The 21,745-nt window shown below is 40.9% G+C and carries 20 protein-coding genes; 10 read left to right on the plus strand and 10 right to left on the minus strand.

Annotated elements, in window-relative coordinates; all coding sequences use genetic code 11:
• Positions 1–53 precede the first annotated feature (53 nt).
• The 4 genes from ACE01R_RS09155 to ACE01R_RS09170 all read left to right on the plus strand — a co-directional run bounded on the left by ACE01R_RS09155 (position 54) and on the right by ACE01R_RS09170 (position 3,997).
• Positions 54–1,298 carry an acyl-CoA dehydrogenase family protein gene (locus ACE01R_RS09155; RefSeq protein ID WP_395550609.1) on the plus strand — a complete coding sequence of 415 codons (1,245 nt, stop codon included), beginning with the start codon at positions 54–56 and terminating at the stop codon, positions 1,296–1,298.
• A 126-nt stretch (positions 1,299–1,424) separates the two neighbouring features.
• Complete coding sequence (locus tag ACE01R_RS09160; protein ID WP_395550610.1) at positions 1,425–2,546, plus strand: phosphotransferase family protein; 1,122 nt, start codon at positions 1,425–1,427, stop codon at positions 2,544–2,546.
• Positions 2,543–3,226, plus strand: coding sequence for a histidine phosphatase family protein (locus ACE01R_RS09165; RefSeq protein ID WP_395550611.1), 684 nt, complete (start codon positions 2,543–2,545; stop codon positions 3,224–3,226). The genes ACE01R_RS09160 and ACE01R_RS09165 overlap by 4 nt, the downstream gene beginning before the upstream one ends.
• Positions 3,227–3,253: 27 nt before the next feature.
• Complete coding sequence (locus tag ACE01R_RS09170; protein WP_395550612.1) at positions 3,254–3,997, plus strand: SDR family oxidoreductase; 744 nt, start codon at positions 3,254–3,256, stop codon at positions 3,995–3,997.
• 142 nt (positions 3,998–4,139) lie between these two features.
• On the opposite strand, the gene ACE01R_RS09175 is transcribed toward ACE01R_RS09170, so the two are convergent.
• Complete coding sequence (locus ACE01R_RS09175) at positions 4,140–5,516, minus strand: alpha/beta hydrolase-fold protein (RefSeq protein WP_395550613.1); 1,377 nt, start codon at positions 5,514–5,516, stop codon at positions 4,140–4,142.
• 222 nt (positions 5,517–5,738) lie between these two features.
• On the opposite strand from ACE01R_RS09175, the gene ACE01R_RS09180 reads away from it, so the two are divergent.
• Positions 5,739–6,449: an SGNH/GDSL hydrolase family protein gene (locus tag ACE01R_RS09180; RefSeq protein WP_395550614.1), complete on the plus strand. Its 711-nt coding sequence runs from the start codon at positions 5,739–5,741 to the stop codon at positions 6,447–6,449.
• 30 nt (positions 6,450–6,479) lie between these two features.
• The gene (locus ACE01R_RS09185) at positions 6,480–7,073 is read left to right on the plus strand and encodes a uracil-DNA glycosylase family protein (protein WP_395550615.1); all 594 of its coding nucleotides are present in this window, start codon (positions 6,480–6,482) and stop codon (positions 7,071–7,073) included.
• 22 nt (positions 7,074–7,095) lie between these two features.
• On the opposite strand, the gene ACE01R_RS09190 is transcribed toward ACE01R_RS09185, so the two are convergent.
• The gene (locus ACE01R_RS09190) at positions 7,096–7,581 is read right to left on the minus strand and encodes a pyridoxamine 5'-phosphate oxidase family protein (protein WP_395550616.1); all 486 of its coding nucleotides are present in this window, start codon (positions 7,579–7,581) and stop codon (positions 7,096–7,098) included.
• Between the two features lie 107 nt (positions 7,582–7,688).
• Entirely contained in the window at positions 7,689–8,126 is a 438-nt protein-coding gene (locus ACE01R_RS09195; RefSeq protein ID WP_395550617.1) for a hypothetical protein, read from the minus strand.
• A 149-nt stretch (positions 8,127–8,275) separates the two neighbouring features.
• On the opposite strand from ACE01R_RS09195, the gene ACE01R_RS09200 reads away from it, so the two are divergent.
• Complete coding sequence (locus tag ACE01R_RS09200) at positions 8,276–8,890, plus strand: class I SAM-dependent methyltransferase (protein WP_395550618.1); 615 nt, start codon at positions 8,276–8,278, stop codon at positions 8,888–8,890.
• Positions 8,891–8,897: 7 nt separating this feature from the next.
• Here ACE01R_RS09200 and ACE01R_RS09205 read toward each other — a convergent pair whose 3' ends face one another.
• On the minus strand, positions 8,898–10,457 hold the full coding sequence (locus ACE01R_RS09205) for a phospholipase D family protein (RefSeq protein WP_395550620.1): 1,560 nt from the start codon (positions 10,455–10,457) through the stop codon (positions 8,898–8,900).
• A gap of 122 nt (positions 10,458–10,579) precedes the next feature.
• Here ACE01R_RS09205 and ACE01R_RS09210 point away from each other — a divergent pair, with 122 nt between their 5' ends.
• On the plus strand, positions 10,580–11,695 hold the full coding sequence (locus ACE01R_RS09210; protein ID WP_395550621.1) for an S-(hydroxymethyl)glutathione dehydrogenase/class III alcohol dehydrogenase: 1,116 nt from the start codon (positions 10,580–10,582) through the stop codon (positions 11,693–11,695).
• 50 nt (positions 11,696–11,745) lie between these two features.
• Here the strand turns inward: ACE01R_RS09210 and ACE01R_RS09215 are convergent, their stop codons facing one another.
• Positions 11,746–12,951, minus strand: a complete 1,206-nt coding sequence (locus ACE01R_RS09215; protein WP_395550622.1) for an aromatic amino acid transaminase — start codon at positions 12,949–12,951, stop codon at positions 11,746–11,748.
• A 625-nt stretch (positions 12,952–13,576) separates the two neighbouring features.
• Here ACE01R_RS09215 and ACE01R_RS09220 point away from each other — a divergent pair.
• Complete coding sequence (locus tag ACE01R_RS09220; protein WP_395550623.1) at positions 13,577–14,638, plus strand: 3-deoxy-7-phosphoheptulonate synthase; 1,062 nt, start codon at positions 13,577–13,579, stop codon at positions 14,636–14,638.
• A 333-nt stretch (positions 14,639–14,971) separates the two neighbouring features.
• Complete coding sequence (locus tag ACE01R_RS09225; protein ID WP_395550624.1) at positions 14,972–16,168, plus strand: PilT/PilU family type 4a pilus ATPase; 1,197 nt, start codon at positions 14,972–14,974, stop codon at positions 16,166–16,168.
• Positions 16,169–16,251: 83 nt separating this feature from the next.
• On the opposite strand, the gene ACE01R_RS09230 is transcribed toward ACE01R_RS09225, so the two are convergent.
• The 5 genes from ACE01R_RS09230 to ACE01R_RS09250 all read right to left on the minus strand — a co-directional run bounded on the left by ACE01R_RS09230 (position 16,252) and on the right by ACE01R_RS09250 (position 21,628).
• A complete protein-coding gene (locus ACE01R_RS09230; protein ID WP_395550625.1) occupies positions 16,252–17,433 on the minus strand; it encodes an MFS transporter in 1,182 nt (393 codons plus the stop codon).
• A gap of 309 nt (positions 17,434–17,742) precedes the next feature.
• Positions 17,743–18,117: a glycine cleavage system protein GcvH gene (gcvH, locus tag ACE01R_RS09235; protein WP_395550626.1), complete on the minus strand. Its 375-nt coding sequence runs from the start codon at positions 18,115–18,117 to the stop codon at positions 17,743–17,745.
• A gap of 71 nt (positions 18,118–18,188) precedes the next feature.
• Positions 18,189–19,217, minus strand: a complete 1,029-nt coding sequence (locus tag ACE01R_RS09240) for an AraC family transcriptional regulator ligand-binding domain-containing protein (RefSeq protein ID WP_395550627.1) — start codon at positions 19,215–19,217, stop codon at positions 18,189–18,191.
• A gap of 108 nt (positions 19,218–19,325) precedes the next feature.
• Complete coding sequence (locus ACE01R_RS09245) at positions 19,326–19,775, minus strand: MaoC family dehydratase (RefSeq protein ID WP_395550628.1); 450 nt, start codon at positions 19,773–19,775, stop codon at positions 19,326–19,328.
• Positions 19,775–21,628, minus strand: a complete 1,854-nt coding sequence (locus ACE01R_RS09250; protein WP_395550629.1) for an ABC transporter ATP-binding protein — start codon at positions 21,626–21,628, stop codon at positions 19,775–19,777. Before ACE01R_RS09250 ends, ACE01R_RS09245 begins: the two co-directional genes overlap by 1 nt.
• Positions 21,629–21,745 lie beyond the last annotated feature (117 nt).

The following is a 21,745-nucleotide window of genomic DNA, read 5'->3' on the forward strand; positions in this document are numbered from 1 at the left end:
TCGGGTTATGTTGTTGTAAAGATCAGATAATATATATTTTGAGGGAATTGGCCATGTTTGAGTTATCAGCACGTGCACAGGATTATATTGAAAGAACAAAAAAGTTCATTAAGGAAGAAATTGAACCGGTTGAAACCGAGTTTTGGAATGATGTTCATGAGCTCAATCAAGGGGGAGACTGGACAACATGGCAATGGCCCACTCAACTTGAAATATTAAAAAATAAGGCCAAGGCAGCGGGTCTTTGGAATATGTTTTTGCCTGATCCTGTTTTAGGGCAAGGACTTTCAGTTCAAGAATATGCACACATTGCCGAGCTTTCCGGTCGTAGTTTAATTGCGCCAATCGTATTTAACTGTAATGCACCTGATAGCGGTAACATGGAAGTATTATGGCGTTATGGTTCTGAACAACAGAAGCAACAATGGTTAACGCCACTACTTGAAGGAAAAATCCGTTCAGTGTTTTGTATGACTGAACCTGCTGTGGCATCCTCTGATGCCACCAATATGCAGGCGACGGCGGTGATCGACGGTGATGAAATTGTTTTAAATGGTCGCAAATGGTGGTCGTCAGGTTTGGGGGATCCAAATGCCAAAATCATCATTTTTATGGCTCATACTCCTGATGAAAGCAAAGACCGTCATCATCAGCATTCCATGGTTTTAGTTCCGATTGATACAATAGGGGTAAAAATTGAACGCATGCTGCCTGTATTTGGTGATTATGATGCACCACATGGACACGGCGAAATCAGCTTTAACAATATTCGTGTGCCAGTAGCCAATTTTATTGGTGGTGCAGGTCAAGGCTTTGAAATTGCCCAAGGTCGTTTAGGGCCAGGTCGTATTCACCATTGCATGCGTTGTATTGGGGCTGCGGAAAAATCTCTTGAACTGATGATTGATCGTGGAATGAGCCGAACTGCATTTGGCAAGGAAATTTTAAAACTGGGTGGCAACCTGGAACGCGTTGCAGAAGCACGTGTCGCGATAGATCAAGCACGTTTACTTACACTTTATGCTGCTTATAAGATGGATACTTTAGGTAATATGGCAGCATTGACTGAAATTTCAGCAATTAAAGTGGTTGCGCCAAGTGTGCTGGAAAAAGTCGTGGATATGGCCATGCAAATACACGGCGGTGCTGGTGTATCACGCGATACACCATTAACGGGGTTCTTTGCTCAAGCACGTTCACTACGTTTGGCTGATGGTCCAGATGAAGTTCATAAAGGTATGATTGCCAAACTAGAGCTAATGAAACGTGGCTATGGCACACGTCGTAAAAAAGATTAAATTTAGTCATATTGGTCAATACTTCTGAGAACCTGCCTGAAACTTTTGCTGTTCATCAAAAAAAGAATCAGGCATATATAAGTGAATAAAGCAGTCTTTTGAAATTGAAGATTTAGGGAAATAAGAATGTCAGTTATTGATGTGGGTGGAAATGTTCGTAAAGGCGAAGAACTTGACGTCGTTGCGGTCGAAAATTGGCTAAAAGCACAAGGTGTTGATCTACAAGGTCAGGTCGAAGTCACTCAATATTCAGGTGGGGCATCAAACTGGACTTACCGTTTAAAATCTGACAATACGGATCTGATTTTGCGTCGTCCACCGAAAGGCACCAAAGCCAAGTCAGCGCATGACATGGCACGTGAATACAATGTGCAAAAAAATCTGGCACCTTTCTATCCGGTATTACCGGAAATGGTTGCACTATGTCAGGATGAATCCATCATCGGCTGCGACTTTTATGTGATGAAACGCGTTGAAGGTATTATTCCACGTGCCAATTTACCCAAAGAGCTCAACTTTAATGAAGCTCAGGTCCGTGAACTGTGTACCAATGTCATTGATAAACTGATCGAGCTACATCAAGTTCCTTATCAAGGGACAGAGCTGGAAAAATTGGGCAAGGGCGACGGATACTGTCGTCGTCAGGTCGAAGGCTGGGATGCCCGTTATGAAAAAGCCAAAACCTTAAATGTGCCTTCGTTTAAATATGTCCGCAACTGGCTAAAAGACAATATTCCTGCCGATTCAAAAATCTGCGTCATTCATAATGACTGGCGTTTTGATAATGTCATCCTAGATTCAAACAATCCAACGCAAGTGATTGGTGTGCTAGATTGGGAGATGGCAACTTTGGGTGATCCTTTAATGGATTTGGGTTCAGCCCTTGCATATTGGGTTGAAGAAAGTGACAACCAAATTTTTAAAGCCACCCGTCGCCAGCCAACCAATTTAAAAGGCATGTTCACGCGTCAAGAAGTGGTGGATTATTATCTGGAAAAAACGGGCTTGCAACCCCAGAACTGGACCTTTTATGAAGTGTTCGGCATTTTCCGTTTAGCCGTAATTGCACAACAAATCTATTACCGCTACTACCATAAACAAACCAATAATCCAGCCTTTAAGGATTTCTGGGTTGTGATCCATGCCTTGCATATTCGTGCGCTTAAATTAATTGGCCTACAAAAACTTGAGGCCAATGAACTGGCACAAAAATATATTGCTAAATTTAAGGAATTGATGCCAACATGACCACAATTTATCTGATTCGTCATGGACAAGCCTCTTTTGGGGCAGAAAGTTATGACCAACTTTCTCCCAACGGTGAATTACAGGCGAAATTATTAGGGCAATACTTTGACCAGATTCTAAAAGAGGCACCTTATGTGGTGTCAGGTTCGATGCAGCGGCATCAACAGACGGCCAATCTTGCTTTAGAACAATGTTTTCCTGAAGCTGAAATTCAGATCGACAGTGCATGGAATGAGTTCAATCACCAGCAGGTTTTTGCCAAGTACGAGCCACATCTTTTAAAACAGGATGTCTCCAAGGAAGATAATCCGCGTGCTTATTTGGCTAAAATTTTTGAAGGGGCAATCGAGCGCTGGACGGGTGGTGACTATCATCATGAATATGATGAATCCTGGCCACATTTTAAAAACCGGGTGGAAACAGCATTGCAAAACTTATGCGATGAACTGGCCAAAACCAAACCTCGTTATGCCGTGGTATTTACTTCTGGTGGGGTGATTTCCGTGGCTGCAGGAAAATTACTCGAACTCAATGCCAATCGGACTTTTGCCTTAAACTGGGCAATCGCCAATACTAGCATGACCACATTGCGTCTGGTGGGAAATGAACCGCAATTACTGAGCTTGAACGAACATCATTTTATCAAGGCCGAAGACTCCAAGTTACTGACCTGGATCTGATTAAAGAAAAATAGCAAAGGAAAAAACATGGCAAAAACAATTTTAATTACCGGGGCAAGTTCAGGTATTGGTGCAGGTATGGCACGTGAATTTGCACAAAAGGGTTATAACCTTGCCATCTGTGCCCGTCGTCTGGAACGTCTTGAAACTTTAAAGCAAGAACTCGAAAGCAAGTATGGCGTAAAAGTCATTGCAAAAACCTTAGATGTGACCCATTACGATCAGGTATTTGAAGTGTTTCGTGCGTTTAAGCAGGAATTTGGCACTATCGATCGTATTATCGTGAATGCCGGTGTTGGTGAAGGTCGCCGGATTGGTAAGGGTAATTTTGAAATTAACAAAGCAACGGTCGAAACCAACTTCATTTCAGCCTTGGCACAATGTGAAGCAGCAGTGGAAATTTTCCGTGCGCAAAACGCAGGTCATCTGGTGATGATTTCATCCATGAGTGCGATGCGTGGCATGCCGAAACATTTAACCGCGTATGGCGCGAGTAAAGCAGGGGTGGCACATCTGGCTGAAGGTATTCGAGCTGAACTGATTGATACACCCATTAAAGTCACTACCATTTTCCCGGGTTATATCCGTACAGAACTGAATGAAGGTGCGAAAAAACTGCCTTTTGAAGTGGATGAAAAAACCGGTTCACATTTACTGGTTAAGGCCATTGAAAAAGCACCGGTTAAAGCCTATGTCCCGCAATGGCCTTGGTTACCACTGGGTTTAGCAATGAAAGTATTACCGCTTAAATTGGTGAATAAACTGGGTTAATGGAAAGGCTAAATTTTAAAGGGTTTCATTGAGTCTTTAAAATTATGGATCAAATCATCAACTAGTATTCAGTGATTTGATCCATTCGAAATAAATCTAATTAAGCACAAGCCAGACCATTTTCCTGATTCAGACTTTTCACTTATTGATTCCCAAAGAAATGCAGCAAAGCATCCTGTAAAATCACTTGCCAAATGGCATAAGAATGTCCACCGACATAAATTTTATAGCTTACATCATGACCTTTGGCTTTTAAATCCTGTGCCACTATAGGCGAAGTTTCTAAAATACTTAGATCATTATTATTACGTGATGATTCATAACTATTTGCAGAAATATACCAATGCTGCTCAGGCTGGTTGGTTGTCTTGGCAATCAGCTGGCTCATGCCATTAACCTGATCTTCAGTCTTTGGCGCCCACCAAAAAGAACCCGACAAAGGTACAACGTGGCTAATCTGCTGAGGATTTTGCAGCGCCAGATAGGCAGAACTTAAACCTCCCAGACTTGAACCAAGCAATACAGTTTTTTGTCGATCACGTGAGTGAGGCACATGAGCATCGATCCAGGGCAGCAATTCATCCTGAAAAAAGGCTGAAAATTCAGGATTTGGTGTCAATTCATTTGGACGTAGCTGCTCATTGGGTGGAGAAACAAAAATGGCTTGAATCGGTGGAAGTTTGCCTTGTTCTACTAGAATATCCAGAGCTTTGGGGACATTCAGCAATTGGGCATATTGTTCGCCATCAAAGAAAATTGCAGTAATGTAAGCCTGTTTCGAATCTATTCTTCTGGATTGATAAACTTGAATTTTACGTTGGTTTTTTAAGATTTGACTGTTTAAGGTAAAAGTTTCCAGTTTGGGCTGGGCATGATTAGGAAAAAGTTTCGGATTGATATATTGCGGTGCCTGGGCTAAAGCCACAGTATTTTCATTTCTGAACTGGTTTTGAGTTAAATCCGCAAAAAAGCGATTTGGATTATAAGGATCCAGTTTTTGTACCTGTAAAACGGCACGGCGTTGACTACGAGATTCTTTTAGTTTCGGATTCAACTGGGGACAATAATGGCTCAAATAGTCATCAATCATGGGTAAATCCACACCAAAACTATAACTCCCAATAAATGAATCTTGAACAATCGCTTCTTTAAACCAGATATCACTATTTGGTAGACGGGTAAGCCATGCATGATCATTGCTTGGACCACCAATCAGAGGGGAATTATGCGCTGCACCACGCCATAAAAAAATCATGCGGCTACGTTCTGCATCTAGCTTTTCAATATAGGGCGTACCATGCTGTGCAACATCTTTCCAGAAACTGTTTAAAAGCTGTTCTTTTTCTTTAGGCTGATTTTTAAGTTGACCCTGGATTTTTTTCAGTAAGTTACTTTGTGGAATCACAGCTTCGCAGGGCGCGGCATATTGGTGTTGAAGGTGAGTAGTAAATTCCGCCTGAACCCAAGGTGAAAATAAAATGGCAGTACAAAATAGGGGGAAGCAAACAGATTTAAACATGCAGAAGATTAGTTATTTTTAAGTTTTTAAATGATAATGATTATTAATATAAATATCCAGCATTCGTACTGAAAAACTGAAATCGTTTCAAAAATTTAAAGCAGTTGAATTAAAAACAATATTTGCAGTACTTTGAGTATTTGATTAAAGGTGATTTGGTCAATGCTTTTCAAGCCATAACAACATATATTGATCATGACTTCGCAGTGACTTCAATGATTTATGTTATTAAAAATTTCAACCATCATTCTGATTCCATCGCTGATCATTCAAGGCAATGCCGTTAAGAAAAACACTCTACGTTTAGCAGAACCAGAAGGTCAACGTCAGGGGACTGTTGGAACTGGAAAAATGCTGTCTGTTTTAATTTTAGGAGATTCGGCTGCGGCTGGAGTCGGTGTTGTAACTCAGGAAGATGCTTTACTTGGTGCTGTCTTGCAGCAGTTAAAAGATGGCTATGAAATCAGTTATCAACTGGAAGCAACAACAGGTCATACCAGCAGACAAGTGATTCAGACTGTAAAGAATATGCCCAATCAACACTTTGATGTGGTCATTACTTCTGTCGGGGTAAATGATATTACCAAATTGATGCAGCCTAAAGACTGGATTCAAAAGCAGCAGCAACTGTATGCAGAAATCAATCAGAAATTCACGCCTGAATTGATTATTGCCTCTGGTGTGCCGCCAATGAACATGTTTCCTGCATTGCCTAATCCGCTGGCCTGGTTATTTGGACAATATGCGAAAGGCATGAATAAAAATCTTACGAAATTTGTTCGGCAGAACGGCAATATGCAATGGATTGAATATGATCTGCAGCGTTTTAAAAGCCTTAATCTGGAAATGGCAAAAGATGGTTTTCATCCCAGCAAGGAAATTTATACACTTTGGGGTGAACAGGTGGCAGATAAAATTCGTCAAATGTTTTAAATTATCTTCGATATTGATGAATAGATTGTTATGTTGACTGAATCAGAAATTGAAACCCATCCACTGAAACCTTTTTTGCCTGAACATGCCAAGTTGCTGATGATGGGTAGCTTTCCGCCCCCTAAAGCTCGCTGGAAAATGAAATTTTATTATCCCAATTATCAAAATGATATGTGGAAAATTTTTGGTCTAGTGTTCTTTGGCAATAAAGAACATTTTTTAGATATCGCCAATAAAAATTTCAGGGAACAGCAGATCCGTGATTTTTTAATGGAAAAGGGCATCGCAATTTTTGATACGGCGTATCAAATTATCCGTTTAAAAGGCAACGCTTCAGATAAATTTCTGCATATTGCTCAAGCGACTGATTTAGCCAAGCTGCTACAGCAGATTCCTGAGTGTCACAGCATCATGACAACTGGAGATAAAGCCACCGATACCTTGATGCTTTCAATGCCTGAAGCTACGGAAAAACCGAAAATTGGACAGTCCTCCAAAGCTTATTTTGCTGAACGCGAGTTGACTTTATACCGGATGCCATCTTCATCCCGTGCTTATCCACTTGCTTTGGAGAAAAAAGCCGAAGCATATAGTCAGTTATTTAAAGAAATAGGCTTACTATAAGTAAGTTTTAGCAAGTCTATTCTTAAGAGAAGGGCATCATTTTAGGATATTTGACCCATCTAAAAGAATGCACGCTAAAATCACGCACATGGCTAAAATCGGACCAGATGAGCTGACTGCCTTTCGTCCATTTTAGGCTTTGAATACGTCGTGAAATTTGAGCCAGTTCTTCGGTATTGGCAAGACGAAGATCACCTATTTCCACATATAGCCGAACGCCAGGAAAATCACTAAACTCACCTTTAAATAAAGATTTTAACCAAAATAAACGGCTACTATTGACTGCCTGAATACAGGCCTTGCTATTTTGTTGTAAATTCTGTTGCAATGATTCCGTATACGTATCAAAGAAAAAACCGCTTGGATTTTCTCTAAGAAACAAAGTTCCTATCGGAGTTACAGTAGGCTGCAAGTTTGCATCTACCGTAGCAATAGAACAGTGCATGGCAGCTTTTTGAGCGTCATTAACCACTTTACGAATATGTAGCCATTGTTGGGTCGTGATCATTGAAGTTATTATTTTTGTAGTCAGTTCAACTTTAATCTAACAGATTTATCCATTGAAGAATTGACAGAAATAGACTCATAGACGGGCAGAAAAATCAATTTTAACCTTTATCCATCATATTCCACATAATCCCATAAATTTAACCGGGCTTTAATCTCTTTACGGATATTCGGCAACATTGGCAGCAGGGTTCCGTCAATCCACAGGCTTAAGGCCTGAGCAGAAATCACCTGCTGATTGGCATCTATAATTTTTGCGCGTTTGATCATCACCAGAGTTTCTTCACTCGCTGCAGTTTCAATGCCTTTAAACAGGACTTGGAGTTCAAAACCGGTATCTTGAATCAGCCACTCCAGTTCAAGTTGCACATTTTCATTGGATTTTAAAACAGCCTGACCTTCAACGATCTCAGAATCTGACTGACAATCGTGCTCAACCCGAACTTTAGATAAAAACCATTCTTGAGAACCTAAATCCTCAAGCGTTTTATAAGGCGTTAAAATATCACTTAAATTGAATTGACGGCTTAAATCAAAAAATTGCATTACAGATAATCACGATAGGGAGATGTGTGAGTTAAATACTCGAAAAATGGAATGTTAAAGCAAAGCAGAGAGTGAGTAAAACCTTTGCATAGATTGATCGATTTTTGTATAAATAGTCTTCAATAAGCTATAACTCAGCATGAAGAAAAATGTCGATAAAAGAAGTACCGAGTCCAATTGATCTTAGAAACCCTGAAGATGCAGTGCAGTGGGCCAAAGAAGTCAATCTGAAAAGACCGTGGAGAGCCCAGTTTTTTGATTACTACGCTGAGCTGATCCAGCAGCATCAAATGATCGACATTCTAGACATAGGTGCAGGACCGGGAGATTTGGCAAAACATTTATTAGCACGTTGTCCTGATATTCGCTACCACGCTTTTGATTTTTCCGAAGCGATGCATAAGCTGTCTAGAAGTAAGTTACCAGCTCATGAGTTAGATAGAGCAGATTATATTGTGGGTGACTTTAAGCAGTTAGACTGGGCAGATACATTACAACAATATGATCTGGTGATTATCCACCAAGCCTTACATGAATTACGCAACAAAGCTTATGCACAGGATTTTCACAGCACTGTGAAAAACAAATTATTGAAAGCAGGTGCAATCTATTTGGTTTGTGATCATTTGTTTGCAGATGGTGCCATGACGAATCATGAACTTTATATGTCCAAACAGGAACACCTAGACAATTTACAGCAGGCAGGTTTTGAAATTGCCATTCCAATGGAAATAAGAGGCCTCTGTTTATTTCAATGTCATTAATTTGTCATTACATCATCCATTCAATGGGAAGATAGGACACCGCTTGCATGCTAAAACGCTGAAATCTGGTCGATTGGGGATCATGTGAATACTCTGTGCGAGTTCCATCTTTATGATGCTCTATCCAAATCAATTCACCTTGTGGATTAAGTTTTAATTCATAGGCAATAAGCGGTAAGTATTTATCTAAAGAGTCGGAAATTTGTTGTTGTAAGATAGTGGATTCGACCATCAGTCCTACTTCGCTATTCAAATTGGCAGAACGGGGATCAAAATTGGCAGAACCAATAAACACCATGCCATCTATATCCAAAAACTTGGCATGCAAACTGGAGGCATTTTTACCTTTAGCTGGAATGACGTTACCTGTCATCACTTCATACCAGGTCCGTTTATTGCGTTCTATATAGGGCTTAAATTCATATAGTTTTATCCCGTTTTTCAGTAAATCATGGCGATATTGTCTATAAAAGGCATGTACCAGAGGAACGTCATTGGCGAGGAATGAATTGGTCAACACTCGAACATTCACGTTGTTTTGTGCTAAACCCGTTAAATAATCCCTGCCTTTCTTTGTGGGGACAAAATATGCAGAGACCAGTTCCAGATGTTGTTTCGGTTCTCCCATAATCTGGAAGATCTGACGGTAAATCATTTGATCATGAGATGCCTGACCGTGAATTTTATCAGGAGAATCTGCAACAAAGTGTGCTTTTGCCCAATTAATCGGACGATCTTTTAGATGTTCAGTGATCTGTTTTTCAGCCAGTTCAATCCGCCTTTTTAGCTGGTCTTTTTGTAAGGCAGTCAGCTCATAATATCGACGTAATTTGGCAAGCTGTTCTGGACGGCTTTTACCCAACAGCAGGGGTACAGGATAACTTAAATCATCACTCCAAAAGTCCTGAAATACTTTGTTGGCATGTTTCACGGCAGTGCCATAAAACAAAATGTCCATATCGGTAAACTGGAAAGACTCACTGGCTTCAAAGTATTCACGGCTAATGTTGCGGCCACCGGTCACCGCTATGGCACCATCGGCAATAATCAGTTTATTGTGCATACGGTGATTGATCTGCTTGAAACGAAAAACATAATCAAACACGCGTAATTTTCTGGCTCTAAAGGTATAAGGATTAAAGATTTTAATTTCAAAATTAGGGTGCTGTGCCAGTTGTTTTAAGGTTGCATCGAGTTGAGAACCGTTCTGGTCATCAATCAACAAACGGATTTTGACCCCACGATCTGCCGCCTTGAGCAATTCAGCCAGCATCAGATGACCAATCGAGTCATCTTCCCAGATGTAATACTGCAAATCGATATTATATTGTGCTTTATTAATCAGATGCAGCCTTGAAGCAATACTGCTAAAAGCATCATCTAAAGCGAGATAGGCGGTGAGGCCTTGGTTAATTTGTGCATCTACATTGGAACCGTTTAACCAGTGTTCGGCATGAACCTGAATGGGAGACTGCTTTTTTGATTCATTCATCGGCAAACTACACCCCGTCATCATAATGACCGTAAAAGAAAACATGACAGCACGCATGGATGTTCTAATCTGCATAATTGTTATGAAGTCATAAAGTTATAAGTACATATTATCATCATGTTATAGGTTGAATCGGACAATAAAAAGAGGTTACTGTAGCTCATCTGTTAAAGAACTAAACAAAGGATGAATCATTCATGAAATCACGTGCAGCTGTCGCATTTGGTCCCGGTCAACCTCTGGAAATTGTGGAAATTGATGTGGCTCCACCTAAAGCAGGTGAGGTTCTGGTAAAAATTACCCATACCGGCGTATGTCATACCGATGCTTTTACTTTATCGGGTGATGATCCTGAAGGCGTGTTTCCAGCAGTCTTGGGTCATGAAGGTGCAGGTGTCGTGGTCGAAGTCGGTGAAGGCGTAACCAGCGTAAAACCAGGTGATCACGTTATTCCACTGTATACAGCAGAATGTGGTGAGTGTTTATTCTGTAAATCGGGTAAAACAAACCTGTGTGTAGCAGTTCGTGCAACACAAGGTAAAGGCTTGATGCCAGATGGCACTACACGTTTTTCTTATCAAGGCCAGCCAATTTATCACTATATGGGCTGTTCAACCTTTAGTGAATATACCGTGGTGGCTGAAGTGTCTTTGGCAAAAATTAACCCTGAAGCGAACCACGAACATGTCTGTTTGCTAGGCTGTGGCGTAACCACAGGTTTAGGTGCAGTCAAAAATACCGCCAAAGTCCAGGAAGGCGATACCGTAGCCGTATTTGGTCTGGGTGGTATTGGTCTAGCTGTGGTTCAGGGTGCCCAAAAAGCCAAAGCCAGCCGCATTATTGCCATTGATACCAATCCTGAAAAATACAAACTGGCTGAACAGTTTGGTGCGACAGAGTTTTTAAATCCAAAAGATTATGACAAACCGATTCAGGAAGTGATTGTGGAAAAAACCGGCTGGGGTGTTGATCATTCTTTTGAATGTATTGGCAATACCAATGTCATGCGTTCAGCACTGGAATGTGCACACCGTGGCTGGGGGCAATCCATCATTATTGGTGTGGCAGGTGCAGGTCAGGAAATTTCTACCCGTCCATTCCAGCTGGTCACCGGTCGTACCTGGAAAGGCACCGCTTTTGGTGGCGTTAAAGGTCGTTCACAATTGCCGGGTATGGTAGAAGAAGCCATGAAGGGTGATATTCAGCTTGAACCGTTTGTAACTCATACCATGGGACTGGACAAAATTAACGAAGCCTTTGATTTAATGCATGAAGGTAAATCGATTCGTTCAGTGGTGCATTTCGAAGATTAAGGTTTTCAAATAAAAAACGGGCAATCTGCCCGTTTTTTATATCAGTTTGTTCAAGCGGTTGCTTTGATGACTTGGGCAATAGATTCAGCCACATAATCAATATTGCTTAAATTAAGGCCCGCAGCACACATACGGCCACTACGCACCAAATAAATGCCGTATTGATCTTTTAGAATATCGACCTGTTCAGCAGTCAGACCAGTATAGCTAAACATGCCTTGCTGTTTGACCAGATAGCTAAAGTCTCGCTCCGGTAAGGCCTGACTGAGTTTATCTTTTAAAATGTGGCGCATTTTAATAATACGTTCACGCATTTCTTTCAGTTCAGCTTTCCATAATGCTGTCAGCTGTTCATCATGCAGCACATTCTCCACCAATAATGCACCTGTAGTTGCCGGACTTGAATAAATACGGCGTACAGTCGCTTTGAGCTGGCCCAATACTTTTTGTGCAGTGGCCTGATCATCACAGACAAAAGTTAAGCCGCCCACACGTTCACCATAGAGCGAGAAAATTTTAGAGAAGGAATTGCTGACAATAAAATTCATGCCCGCCTGATCGAGTGCACGAATGACATAGGCATCTTCTTCTAGTCCTTGACCAAAACCTTGATAGGCAATGTCGAGGAATGGGATAAGATCCTGTTTTTTCAAGACTTCAATCACCTGATCCCATTCTGCAGGAGTTAAATCTGCGCCCGTCGGGTTATGACAACAAGGATGTAATAACACAATACTTTTTGCCGGAAGCTGGCTTAATTTTTCCAGCATCGCTGGCACATTGACGCCATTGGTCGCTGCATCAAAATAAGGGTAGAAGTGTGAGTGAATACCGGCACCATTAAAAATGGCAATGTGGTTTTCCCAAGTCGGCTGGCTGACCCAGACATCAGATTCAGGAAAATATTTTTTCATAAAATCCGCACCGACTTTCAGTGCACCAGAACCGCCTAGAGTCTGAATGGTGACCGCACGTCCATCACGGCGCGCCGGACTATTTTCTCCCAACACCAGGGCTTGAGTTGCCTGATTATAAGGTTTTAACCCATCCATCGGTAAATACAGCTTGACCTGGTCATTGCTCGCTTCAATATTCTTATACGCTGCTTTAACCGCTTCAAGTTGAGGCACAATATTGTCTTCATTGTAATAAAGCCCAATACTTAAATTCACTTTTTGAGTCCGTTCATCTTTAGCAAATTCTTCCATCAAAGAAAGAATCGGATCACCTGCATACGCATCAACATATTGGAACATGAATACATCCTTCGTTATATGGAGTAAAACAAATCAAGCCTTCGGTATAGAATACATTTTATCTTTTAATGCCAATGGATGGTCTTTTATTTTGATAGAAACTGCTCAGCAGTATTGAAATATTCAAAAATTATCTAAAGCACGTTAACAATAGAAAAGGATTAGATTTTAAGTCAGAAGCCAAGTTTTATTTGTAAACAATGTATAAGTAAAAGTTTAATGATTAATGTCTTTTTATTTTAAATAAAACTATTGTCAAATATGGCAATACAGCGTATTTTAATTTCAAGACACATACTTTTTTGAAGAAATAAAGATGTTAAAGCAACCGATGATCTCAAACGCAACTTATTATTTTTGGCAATTTAGATAATTGCCTGAACGCGTTCGGGCAAGAAAAGGTTGCCCACCAAGTTTATAACCTGATCGGCAACCCTGATCAGGTTTTTTTATGCTTTATTTTTCTTATACTTTTTGGAGTTCACTCATGCAAACATTAAATTATTCATATTTTAGCAACTCTTATTGGTTTTACTTTAGTCAATTGATGACTCTTGCCTTGCAATCCATTAGACCCATAACGCTCAAATAAAAGATCGGACTGAATAGTCCCCAGGAAAAACCAATGAATGCTTTAAATACTGCTTTACAACAAACTCAAACAACTGCAAAAGAAACCCTTTTAACTTTGCCTCAGCAATTGAAGGCGCAATTGCCATTATCGAATAAACTGGCGCAGCAAATTGCTGATCAGCGTCAAACCATTGAAAATATATTAGCAGGCAAGGACCACCGTTTGATGGTCGTAACCGGCCCATGTTCGATTCACGATCCCGTTTCTGCACTTGAATATGCACAGAAATTACAACAATTACAAAGTCAGGTATCAGATCAAATTTTCCTGGTAATGCGTGCCTATATTGAAAAACCACGTACCACCATTGGCTGGAAAGGCTTCCTCTATGACCCAAATTTAGACGGCTCATCCAATATGCAGTTGGGCCTAGAAAAATCACGTGAGTTGTATTTACAAATTATTGAAATGGGTTTGCCGATTGCAGCTGAAATTTTAAGCCCAATGGCAACAGCTTACTTCGATGATTTACTGGCATGGGGAGCCATTGGCGCACGAACCAGTGAATCGCAGATTCACCGTGAAATCTCAAGCCATATGCCATACAGCATCGGTTTCAAAAATGGTACCGATGGCTCCATTCAAATTGCACTGGATGCCATTCAATCTGCATCGCATCCTCATCAATTCTTGGGTATGAGCCAATCCGGTTTACCTTGTATTTTAGAATCGCAGGGCAACCCGAAAGCACATTTGATTTTACGCGGTGCAAATTCAGGACCTAATTACCAGCTGGCTGAAATTGAAAAGATCAAAGAAAAATGCAAAGGTGAATTACCGGCTTTGGTGATTGACTGCAGTCATGGCAATAGCCACAAAGATCCGCTTTTACAGCCCGAAGTACTGCGTACCATTGTGGCAGAACGCAAGCAAAATCATGTTCGAGGCGTAATGCTGGAAAGTCATCTGGTCGATGGTCAGCAAAAGATTTCTTGTGAGATGACTTATGGTCAGTCTGTAACAGATGGCTGCCTAGGTTGGGACAAAACTCAGCAACTTTTGCTGGAGGTGGCAGATTCACTACGTGTTTCTCAGTTAAAACGTAGCGCCTGATTTTCTATGAAAAATTTATAGATCATCAAAAATCTATTCATCATGATGCGAAAAAGCCCCTGAATTTAAGGGGCTTTTTCTTGCTACAGAACTATTTGTGTTATCTGGTTAATTTTAAATCATCTGTTTATTGATGCTGTTTGCAATTTTTATTAATACTTTTAACCAGTTAAAAATAACAAATTTGAGCAGTTTACTTTGTTTATGCACAATAGTGAAAAATAGCAATCAATAAAGCATGAATTGTTTCTTCAACTACTGAGATAAGCATTTAAATCAACAAACCAATCTCAGTATGAGCGAATCATAGGAACAATTTACATCGGGGAAAATATGTATAGTACAGAATTACTGGAAGAAGCACGTAAAATAATGTTCCATATGCTGACCAAGGTAGTGGAATATGGCGGCTCGGATTTATTTATTTCAGCAGATTTCCCACCCAGTATTAAGCATCAAGGCTTAATGAAACCGATTGGCCAACAGGCATTGACGGCAGACAAGACCAAGCTGTTTGCCTATAGTTTGATGAATGAAAAACAGCGGCAGGAATTTGAAACTGAGCTGGAATGTAACTTTGCCATTAGTGTGCCCAATGTTTCGCGTTTTCGTATCAATGTTTTTCAGCAGCAGTTACAAGTCGGTATGGTGATACGAACCATTACCGCAGAAATTCCAAATTTTACCCAGCTCCAACTGCCTGAATCCTTAAAGCATGTGATGATGGCAAAACGCGGCCTGGTACTTGTGGTAGGTGCTACTGGCTCAGGTAAATCGACTTCTTTAGCTGCCATGATTGATCATCGTAATGAAAATTCTGCCGGACATATTATTACTGTCGAAGATCCGGTTGAATATGTGCATAAGCATAAGAAATCGATGATTACCCACCGTGAAGTCGGGGTGGATAGCCATTCATGGCACAATGCCTTAAAAAATACCTTACGTCAGGCACCGGATGTAATTTTGATTGGTGAAATCCGTGATACTGAAACCATGGAACATGCCATTGCCTTTGCCGAAACCGGACATTTATGTTTAGGTACATTGCATGCCAACAATGCCAATCAGGCGCTGGACCGAATCATTAACTTTTTCCCGGAAGAACGTCGAAATCAATTATTGATGGACTTATCTTCCAATATGAAAGCGATTATTTCACAGCGCTTGGTGCGAACTCAGGATGGACGCGGACGTCGTGCAGCGATTGAAATTCTGCTGAATACGCCATTAATTGGCGATCTTATTCTGAAAGGCCATTTTCATGAACTCAAAGAAATCATGAAGAAATCCCGTGAATTGGGTATGCAAACCTTCGATCAGGCTTTATATGATTTATATAATGAGGGGGCGATCAGTTACGAAGAAGCTTTGCGTAATGCTGATTCCATGAATGAGTTGCGCTTGCAGATTAAATTGAAAAGTAACCGACAGGATGAAACGGTTCCAGGTTCAGCTGCATCTTTCAGTATGGTGCAGGACAAGGCTCCAGAAGAGAATCAAGCTCAGACTGACCAAGAAGCCTCTTAATTCAGATAAATCTTTTTATAAAAATAGGCATTAATCGCTTTGGGTTAATGCCTATTTTATTGATTTAAAGCTTTATTTTTGTATTATGCAGACTTGGGTTGATCGATAAAAAACTTATAGAAAACCAGACTCAGTGCGGTGATTGCTGCACAAAGCAGATAGGTAAAACTATAACCTTGATGGGCAATGACAATCCCTAACAAGATTGAACCAATTGCGATGCCAATATCGTAAAAGGTAAAAAAGGTGGAGGTGGCATGTCCAATGCGGTCTTTGGGTGAGCGCTGAATGGAAATGGTTTGTAAGCAGGGTTGAGCCGAACCAAATCCCATACCGACAAAAACTGCAGCCAGCATTAATCCGGTCACTGTATTGACTTGGCTTAAAACCATCAGCCCAATAGCAAATAAGGCAATAGCGGGATAAACCACGTAATTTGCACCTTTTCGATCATAAATTTTACCGGTAATAGGACGTAAACTCATCATCGAAATGGCAAAGATCACAAAGAATAAACTTGCATAAGCCAGTAAATTTTTTGACTCTGCAAAGGTCGAAATGAACGACATAATGCTGGCATAAGAAAAAGAGATGATCATGGCCATAATCGAAACCGGCAAGGCTTTCTTTTCCATAAAATCATGAATGGATAATTTGCGTTTCACTGCTTTAAGCTGCACTTTTGGCATTTTTTGAATTGGAATCAGGAAGCAAAAAGCAAAACCCAGACAAATGATGGCAGCCAAAATAGCAGTCACAGTTGAATAAGAAAATTGCTGAATCAGCGTCAGACCGATTAATGGGCCGAGTACAATCCCCAAATTGATTGACATGACAAAATATCCCATGCCTTCACCCTTACGCTGTGCAGGAATAAAGTCATTGGCAATAGGCACAGTGACCGTGGTTAAAATGCTGAACCAGATCCCATGTAACAGTCGAATGGCTAAAAGCACATTCAGGTTATCGGCAAAAATATAGGCAAAAGAAAACAGACAGAATAGCGTTTCAGAAATATAAAGTGCTTTCTTGCGTCCGATTTTTTCAATAATCAAGCCGCTAAAGGGGCGAACCGCAATTGAGGATGCCATAAACAGGGTCATGGCTAGACCGGCTTGTGCCAAACTGCCATGCAAGTCTTTTAAAATATAAATAGGTAAGATGGTGGTTTGGGCAAAATAAAAGATAAACAAAAATAAATTGTTAGCCAGACACAGAATAAAGGATTTATTCCATAAGGATTGAGTACTTACAGCAGAGGACATAATTTACCTAGATAATCATCAGTGTTAGACGACGCAGCAGACTTAAGGCAGGAATGAGGGTGACTCAGTTTTTTATAGTTATAAAAATAAGTGAGCTGGTCGAATGAATGCTCGAATTTTAGCTAATTTTAATGGAAAAGTATATCTATATAAGAATTAATCGATAAAAAATATTTATTTTTAAATTTATTTTATTGTTAATCTCATATTGTGATTTTTTGTCTTTTTATGCGAAATCTATGTCTCAAGAGTTATTATTTAAAATAAAAAAATCAGCCACAAAGGCTGATTTTTTTATTTAAAGCAGTCTTACAAGCCTGCTTCATATTCATTGCTTGAAAGTAATTTTTCTACATCTGCCATGTTGTTTGGCTTAATTTTATAAATCCAGCCCTTGCCATAAGGGTCATCATTGACAAAATCAGGATCATCTTCAAGTGCTGAATTCACTTCAACCACTTCACCTGAAACAGGCGCATGAATATCGGAAGCCGTTTTAACGGATTCCACCACACCTGCTTGTTCACCGGCAGTGACTTGCTGACCCACTTCTGGCGCTTCAACATAGACCAGGTCGCCCAAAGCATCCTGTGCATGGTCGGAAATACCGGTAATAATCAGATCACCTTCAATTTTGACCCATTCGTGAGTACTGGCGTACTTTAATTCTGAAGGGTGATTCATGGATGACTCCTTTAAAATATTCAAATCATTTTTGCCATGTTTTATACATGTTTTTTGATAAAAACAAAAGTTTATAGATAAGGATCTTTACGCCAATTGCTTGGACTACGCCCACTCCAACGCTTAAATGCACGACTGAAATTGGCGACATCACTGTAGCCAATTTCATCGGCAATCTGTTCCAGAGTGTAATCGGTACGTGAAAGCAGGGACGTCGCATGCCGATAACGCACTTCATCTACCAGCGTAGAAAAAGACGTTCCTTCAGCAGCCAGTTGACGTTTTAAGGTACGATCAGACATATGCAGCCGATCTGCCACATTTTCAATACTTAAATAATGCTGTTCCGAATTGGTCAAAATGTCACGCACCCGCATAGCCAGGCGGCGACGTTCGCCCAAGGCAGACAGTTCCGCTTCGCATTGGTTAATCGCAATCTGGCTGGCAATCGGGTCCGCATTGACCATTTTTAAGCCCAGATATTTTTTATCAAAACTGCTTAATAAATGCGGCTGTTCAAAACGGAATTGATGCGAAGGGAATTTTGCCATATAACGCTCAAAACCGGGCGGTTTGGGAAAATCAAAATCAATTTCCCCGGAGAGATCATCACAACCGGTCAGGGCTTTGGCCATGGTAATAATGCCAAAGGTCAGAGCAATGGCAATTTCAGTCCGTAAAGGTTCAAGGTCAAAATCACATTGCAATTGCAGCGTGGCTTTTTCACCAAAAGTAGAAAAATAAAGCTGTAAAAAAGGCAGACGCAGCTGAATAAAGCGGTTCGCTAGAACTAGGGCATCAGTAATGTCATGCGCTGTCATAATGGCATAACCAATAAAGCCATGAATCGAGATACGCATCTGGGTACCCAAATGGAAACCCAGAGTCGGTTCGCCGGTTAAACGTAGTGCATGTTTGACCAGTTCATTGGCAACTGGCGTCGGAATACGAAAGTTGGGGTCAGCCAATTGTTCACTATTTAAATGAAACGGAGTAAAGAGTGCTTCAGCATTGTAACCCCAACGGGAGACCACATCTAACAGCAGTAGTCCATAAACACCCGGTATGCCTTGATCCTGTCTTGGAGAAATCGTTTTCATGCGCCATCCATTGCATTCATTCGTTTTTCTATTTGCAGATGCCATATTGGCATGAGTTGAAACAGTATGCTATTAAAATTGTTGGACAATATTTTTAAAGCCCGAAAATTATTCAGGCTGATAATCTTTTTTAAAGACCACAATTTTAGTGGTTGAAATAAGCAATACATCATTATTTTGATTCAGGGCCTGGGTCACATAACTGACTATAGCGCGGTCAGTTTTGCTTTTTGATGGCGTAATTGCCACAATTTCGACCTCGACATGAATCTTATCGCCAGGACGTGTCGGACGTGGCCAGCGAAGAGTGGATTCCGAACCAATCAGACCGTAAGCTACAGGAAAACATTCAGTCCATAAACGCATGGTGACGGCACAGGTGTGCCAGCCACTGGCAGCAATACCCTGAAAAACAGGATGTTCTTTGGCTTGAGTTTCATCAGTATGAAAAACTTGAGGATCATAAGCATGCGCAAACTGTTTAATTTCTTCTAAAGTCATTTCATATTCACGGCTAATGAAACGATCACCCACTTTTATATCTTCTAAATACAGCATTAATGCATGTCCTTTTTCTTCAATGCCTGTTGTTCTATCAAAAAACTGCCAGTTTGTCTTTGCCATAAATGTGCATAAATACCGCCCAGCGCAACGAGTTCCTCATGCGTTCCTTGCTCTGCAATGCTGCCTTCATCAAGTACAATCAAACGGTCCATTTGTGCAATGGTGGATAGTCGATGTGCAATGGCAATCACGGTTTTGCCTTGCATCAGCTCATCCAGACTGGATTGTATCGCTGCTTCAACTTCAGAATCTAAAGCACTGGTGGCTTCATCTAAAATCAGGATCGGCGCATCCTTTAAAAACACCCGGGCAATGGCAATACGCTGACGTTGACCGCCAGACAGTTTTACCCCACGTTCACCGACATAGGCTTCATAACCGCTTTTGCCACGCAAATCGGTTAGCTGTGGAATAAACTCTTCCGCCTTGGCTTTGCGCACGGCTTCGAACATCTCTTCATCTGTTGCATCGGGGCGACCATATTTAATATTTTCAGCCACGGTACGATGTAACAAAGAAGTATCCTGAGTTACAAAAGCAATATTTTTACGCAAACTGTCCTGAGTCACATCTTGAATATTTTGGCCATCGATCGAAATACGACCATGGTTAATGTTATAAAAGTGTAGTAACAGTTGAATCAGTGTCGATTTTCCTGCCCCAGACCGGCCGACAATGCCAATTTTTTCACCGGGTTTAATGGTCAAATTAAAATGATCAATCACATTTTTATTCTGATAGGCAAAGCTGACATCTTCAAACTTGATTTCACCATGCTGCACCTGTAAAGGCTGAGCATCTGGTTTGTCCTGAATGTGGACTGGACGCCCTAAAGTCTTCATGCCGTCTTGAATTGTGCCGACATTTTCAAACAGTGCTGATGATTGCCACATCATAAATTCGGCAATACTGTTGAGTTTTAAAATCATGGCCGTAGTTGCAGCAATAATACCGAGTTCAGCCTGACCGTTAATCCATAACCAGATGGCCGTCCCTAAAACCCCAACATATAACACTACACTGAGTAAATTGATGCTGATCTCGTACTGTGCGCCCAGGCGCATTTGCTTATATACTGTGATCATGAAGTCTTGCATGGACTCTTTGGCATATTTGCTTTCACGGCCAGCGTGAGCGAACAATTTGACGGTTTGAATATTGGTATAGGCATCGGTAACACGGCCTGTCATGACTGCACGGGCATCGGCCTGTTGGCTTGAAATTCGGCTTAAACGTGGAATAAAAAAGCAGGCAGCGCAAATAAACAGCACCAGCCACAGCAGCAGAGGCAGAATCAGCAGTGGTGAAATTGCCGCCAACACCAGACTGATGGTGGTAAAGTAGATCAGAACATAGGCCACCATATCGCCCAAAATTACCCAGAATTCACGAACGGCCAGTGCAGTCTGCATCACTTTGGCAGATAAACGCCCGGCAAAATCATTGTGGAAAAAATCCAGGCTTTGCTGTAACAGTAAATTATGGAAACGCCAGCGTAAACGCATGGGAAAAGTACTGTATAAAATTTGATGCTTGATAATGGATTGCATGCTGGCAAATAAAATATTGGCCAGCAAAATACAGGTCAAAATGGTCAAATTTTGCGTATGTGCTGCTAAAAATGTTTCGGGTTGACTCTTGCTTAACCAGTTGACCAGATCGCCGATTTTTGAATAAAGAAAGGCTTCAAAACTCGCAGCCCCTGCGGTAAACAGCACCAGTAACAATAAATAAGGGCGCACTCCGTGAGCCGCCTGCCAAACAAAAGGGAAAAAGCGGGTAGGAAGTGGTTCGTTTAAACCTTTAGATGGATAGGGATCGACGAGTTTTTCAAACCACTGGAACATGCAGATTTCCTTGAGTAAATGCCAATGAGGCTTAATTTTATTGCAACTTTAATATTATAAATAATAATTTAACTAATATCTAAAAGCCTGAGTGAATCCGTAAAACATTTCATTTGA

The sequence above is a fragment of the Acinetobacter sp. BSP-28 genome, from assembly GCF_044130285.1.
GTDB lineage: Bacteria > Pseudomonadota > Gammaproteobacteria > Pseudomonadales > Moraxellaceae > Acinetobacter.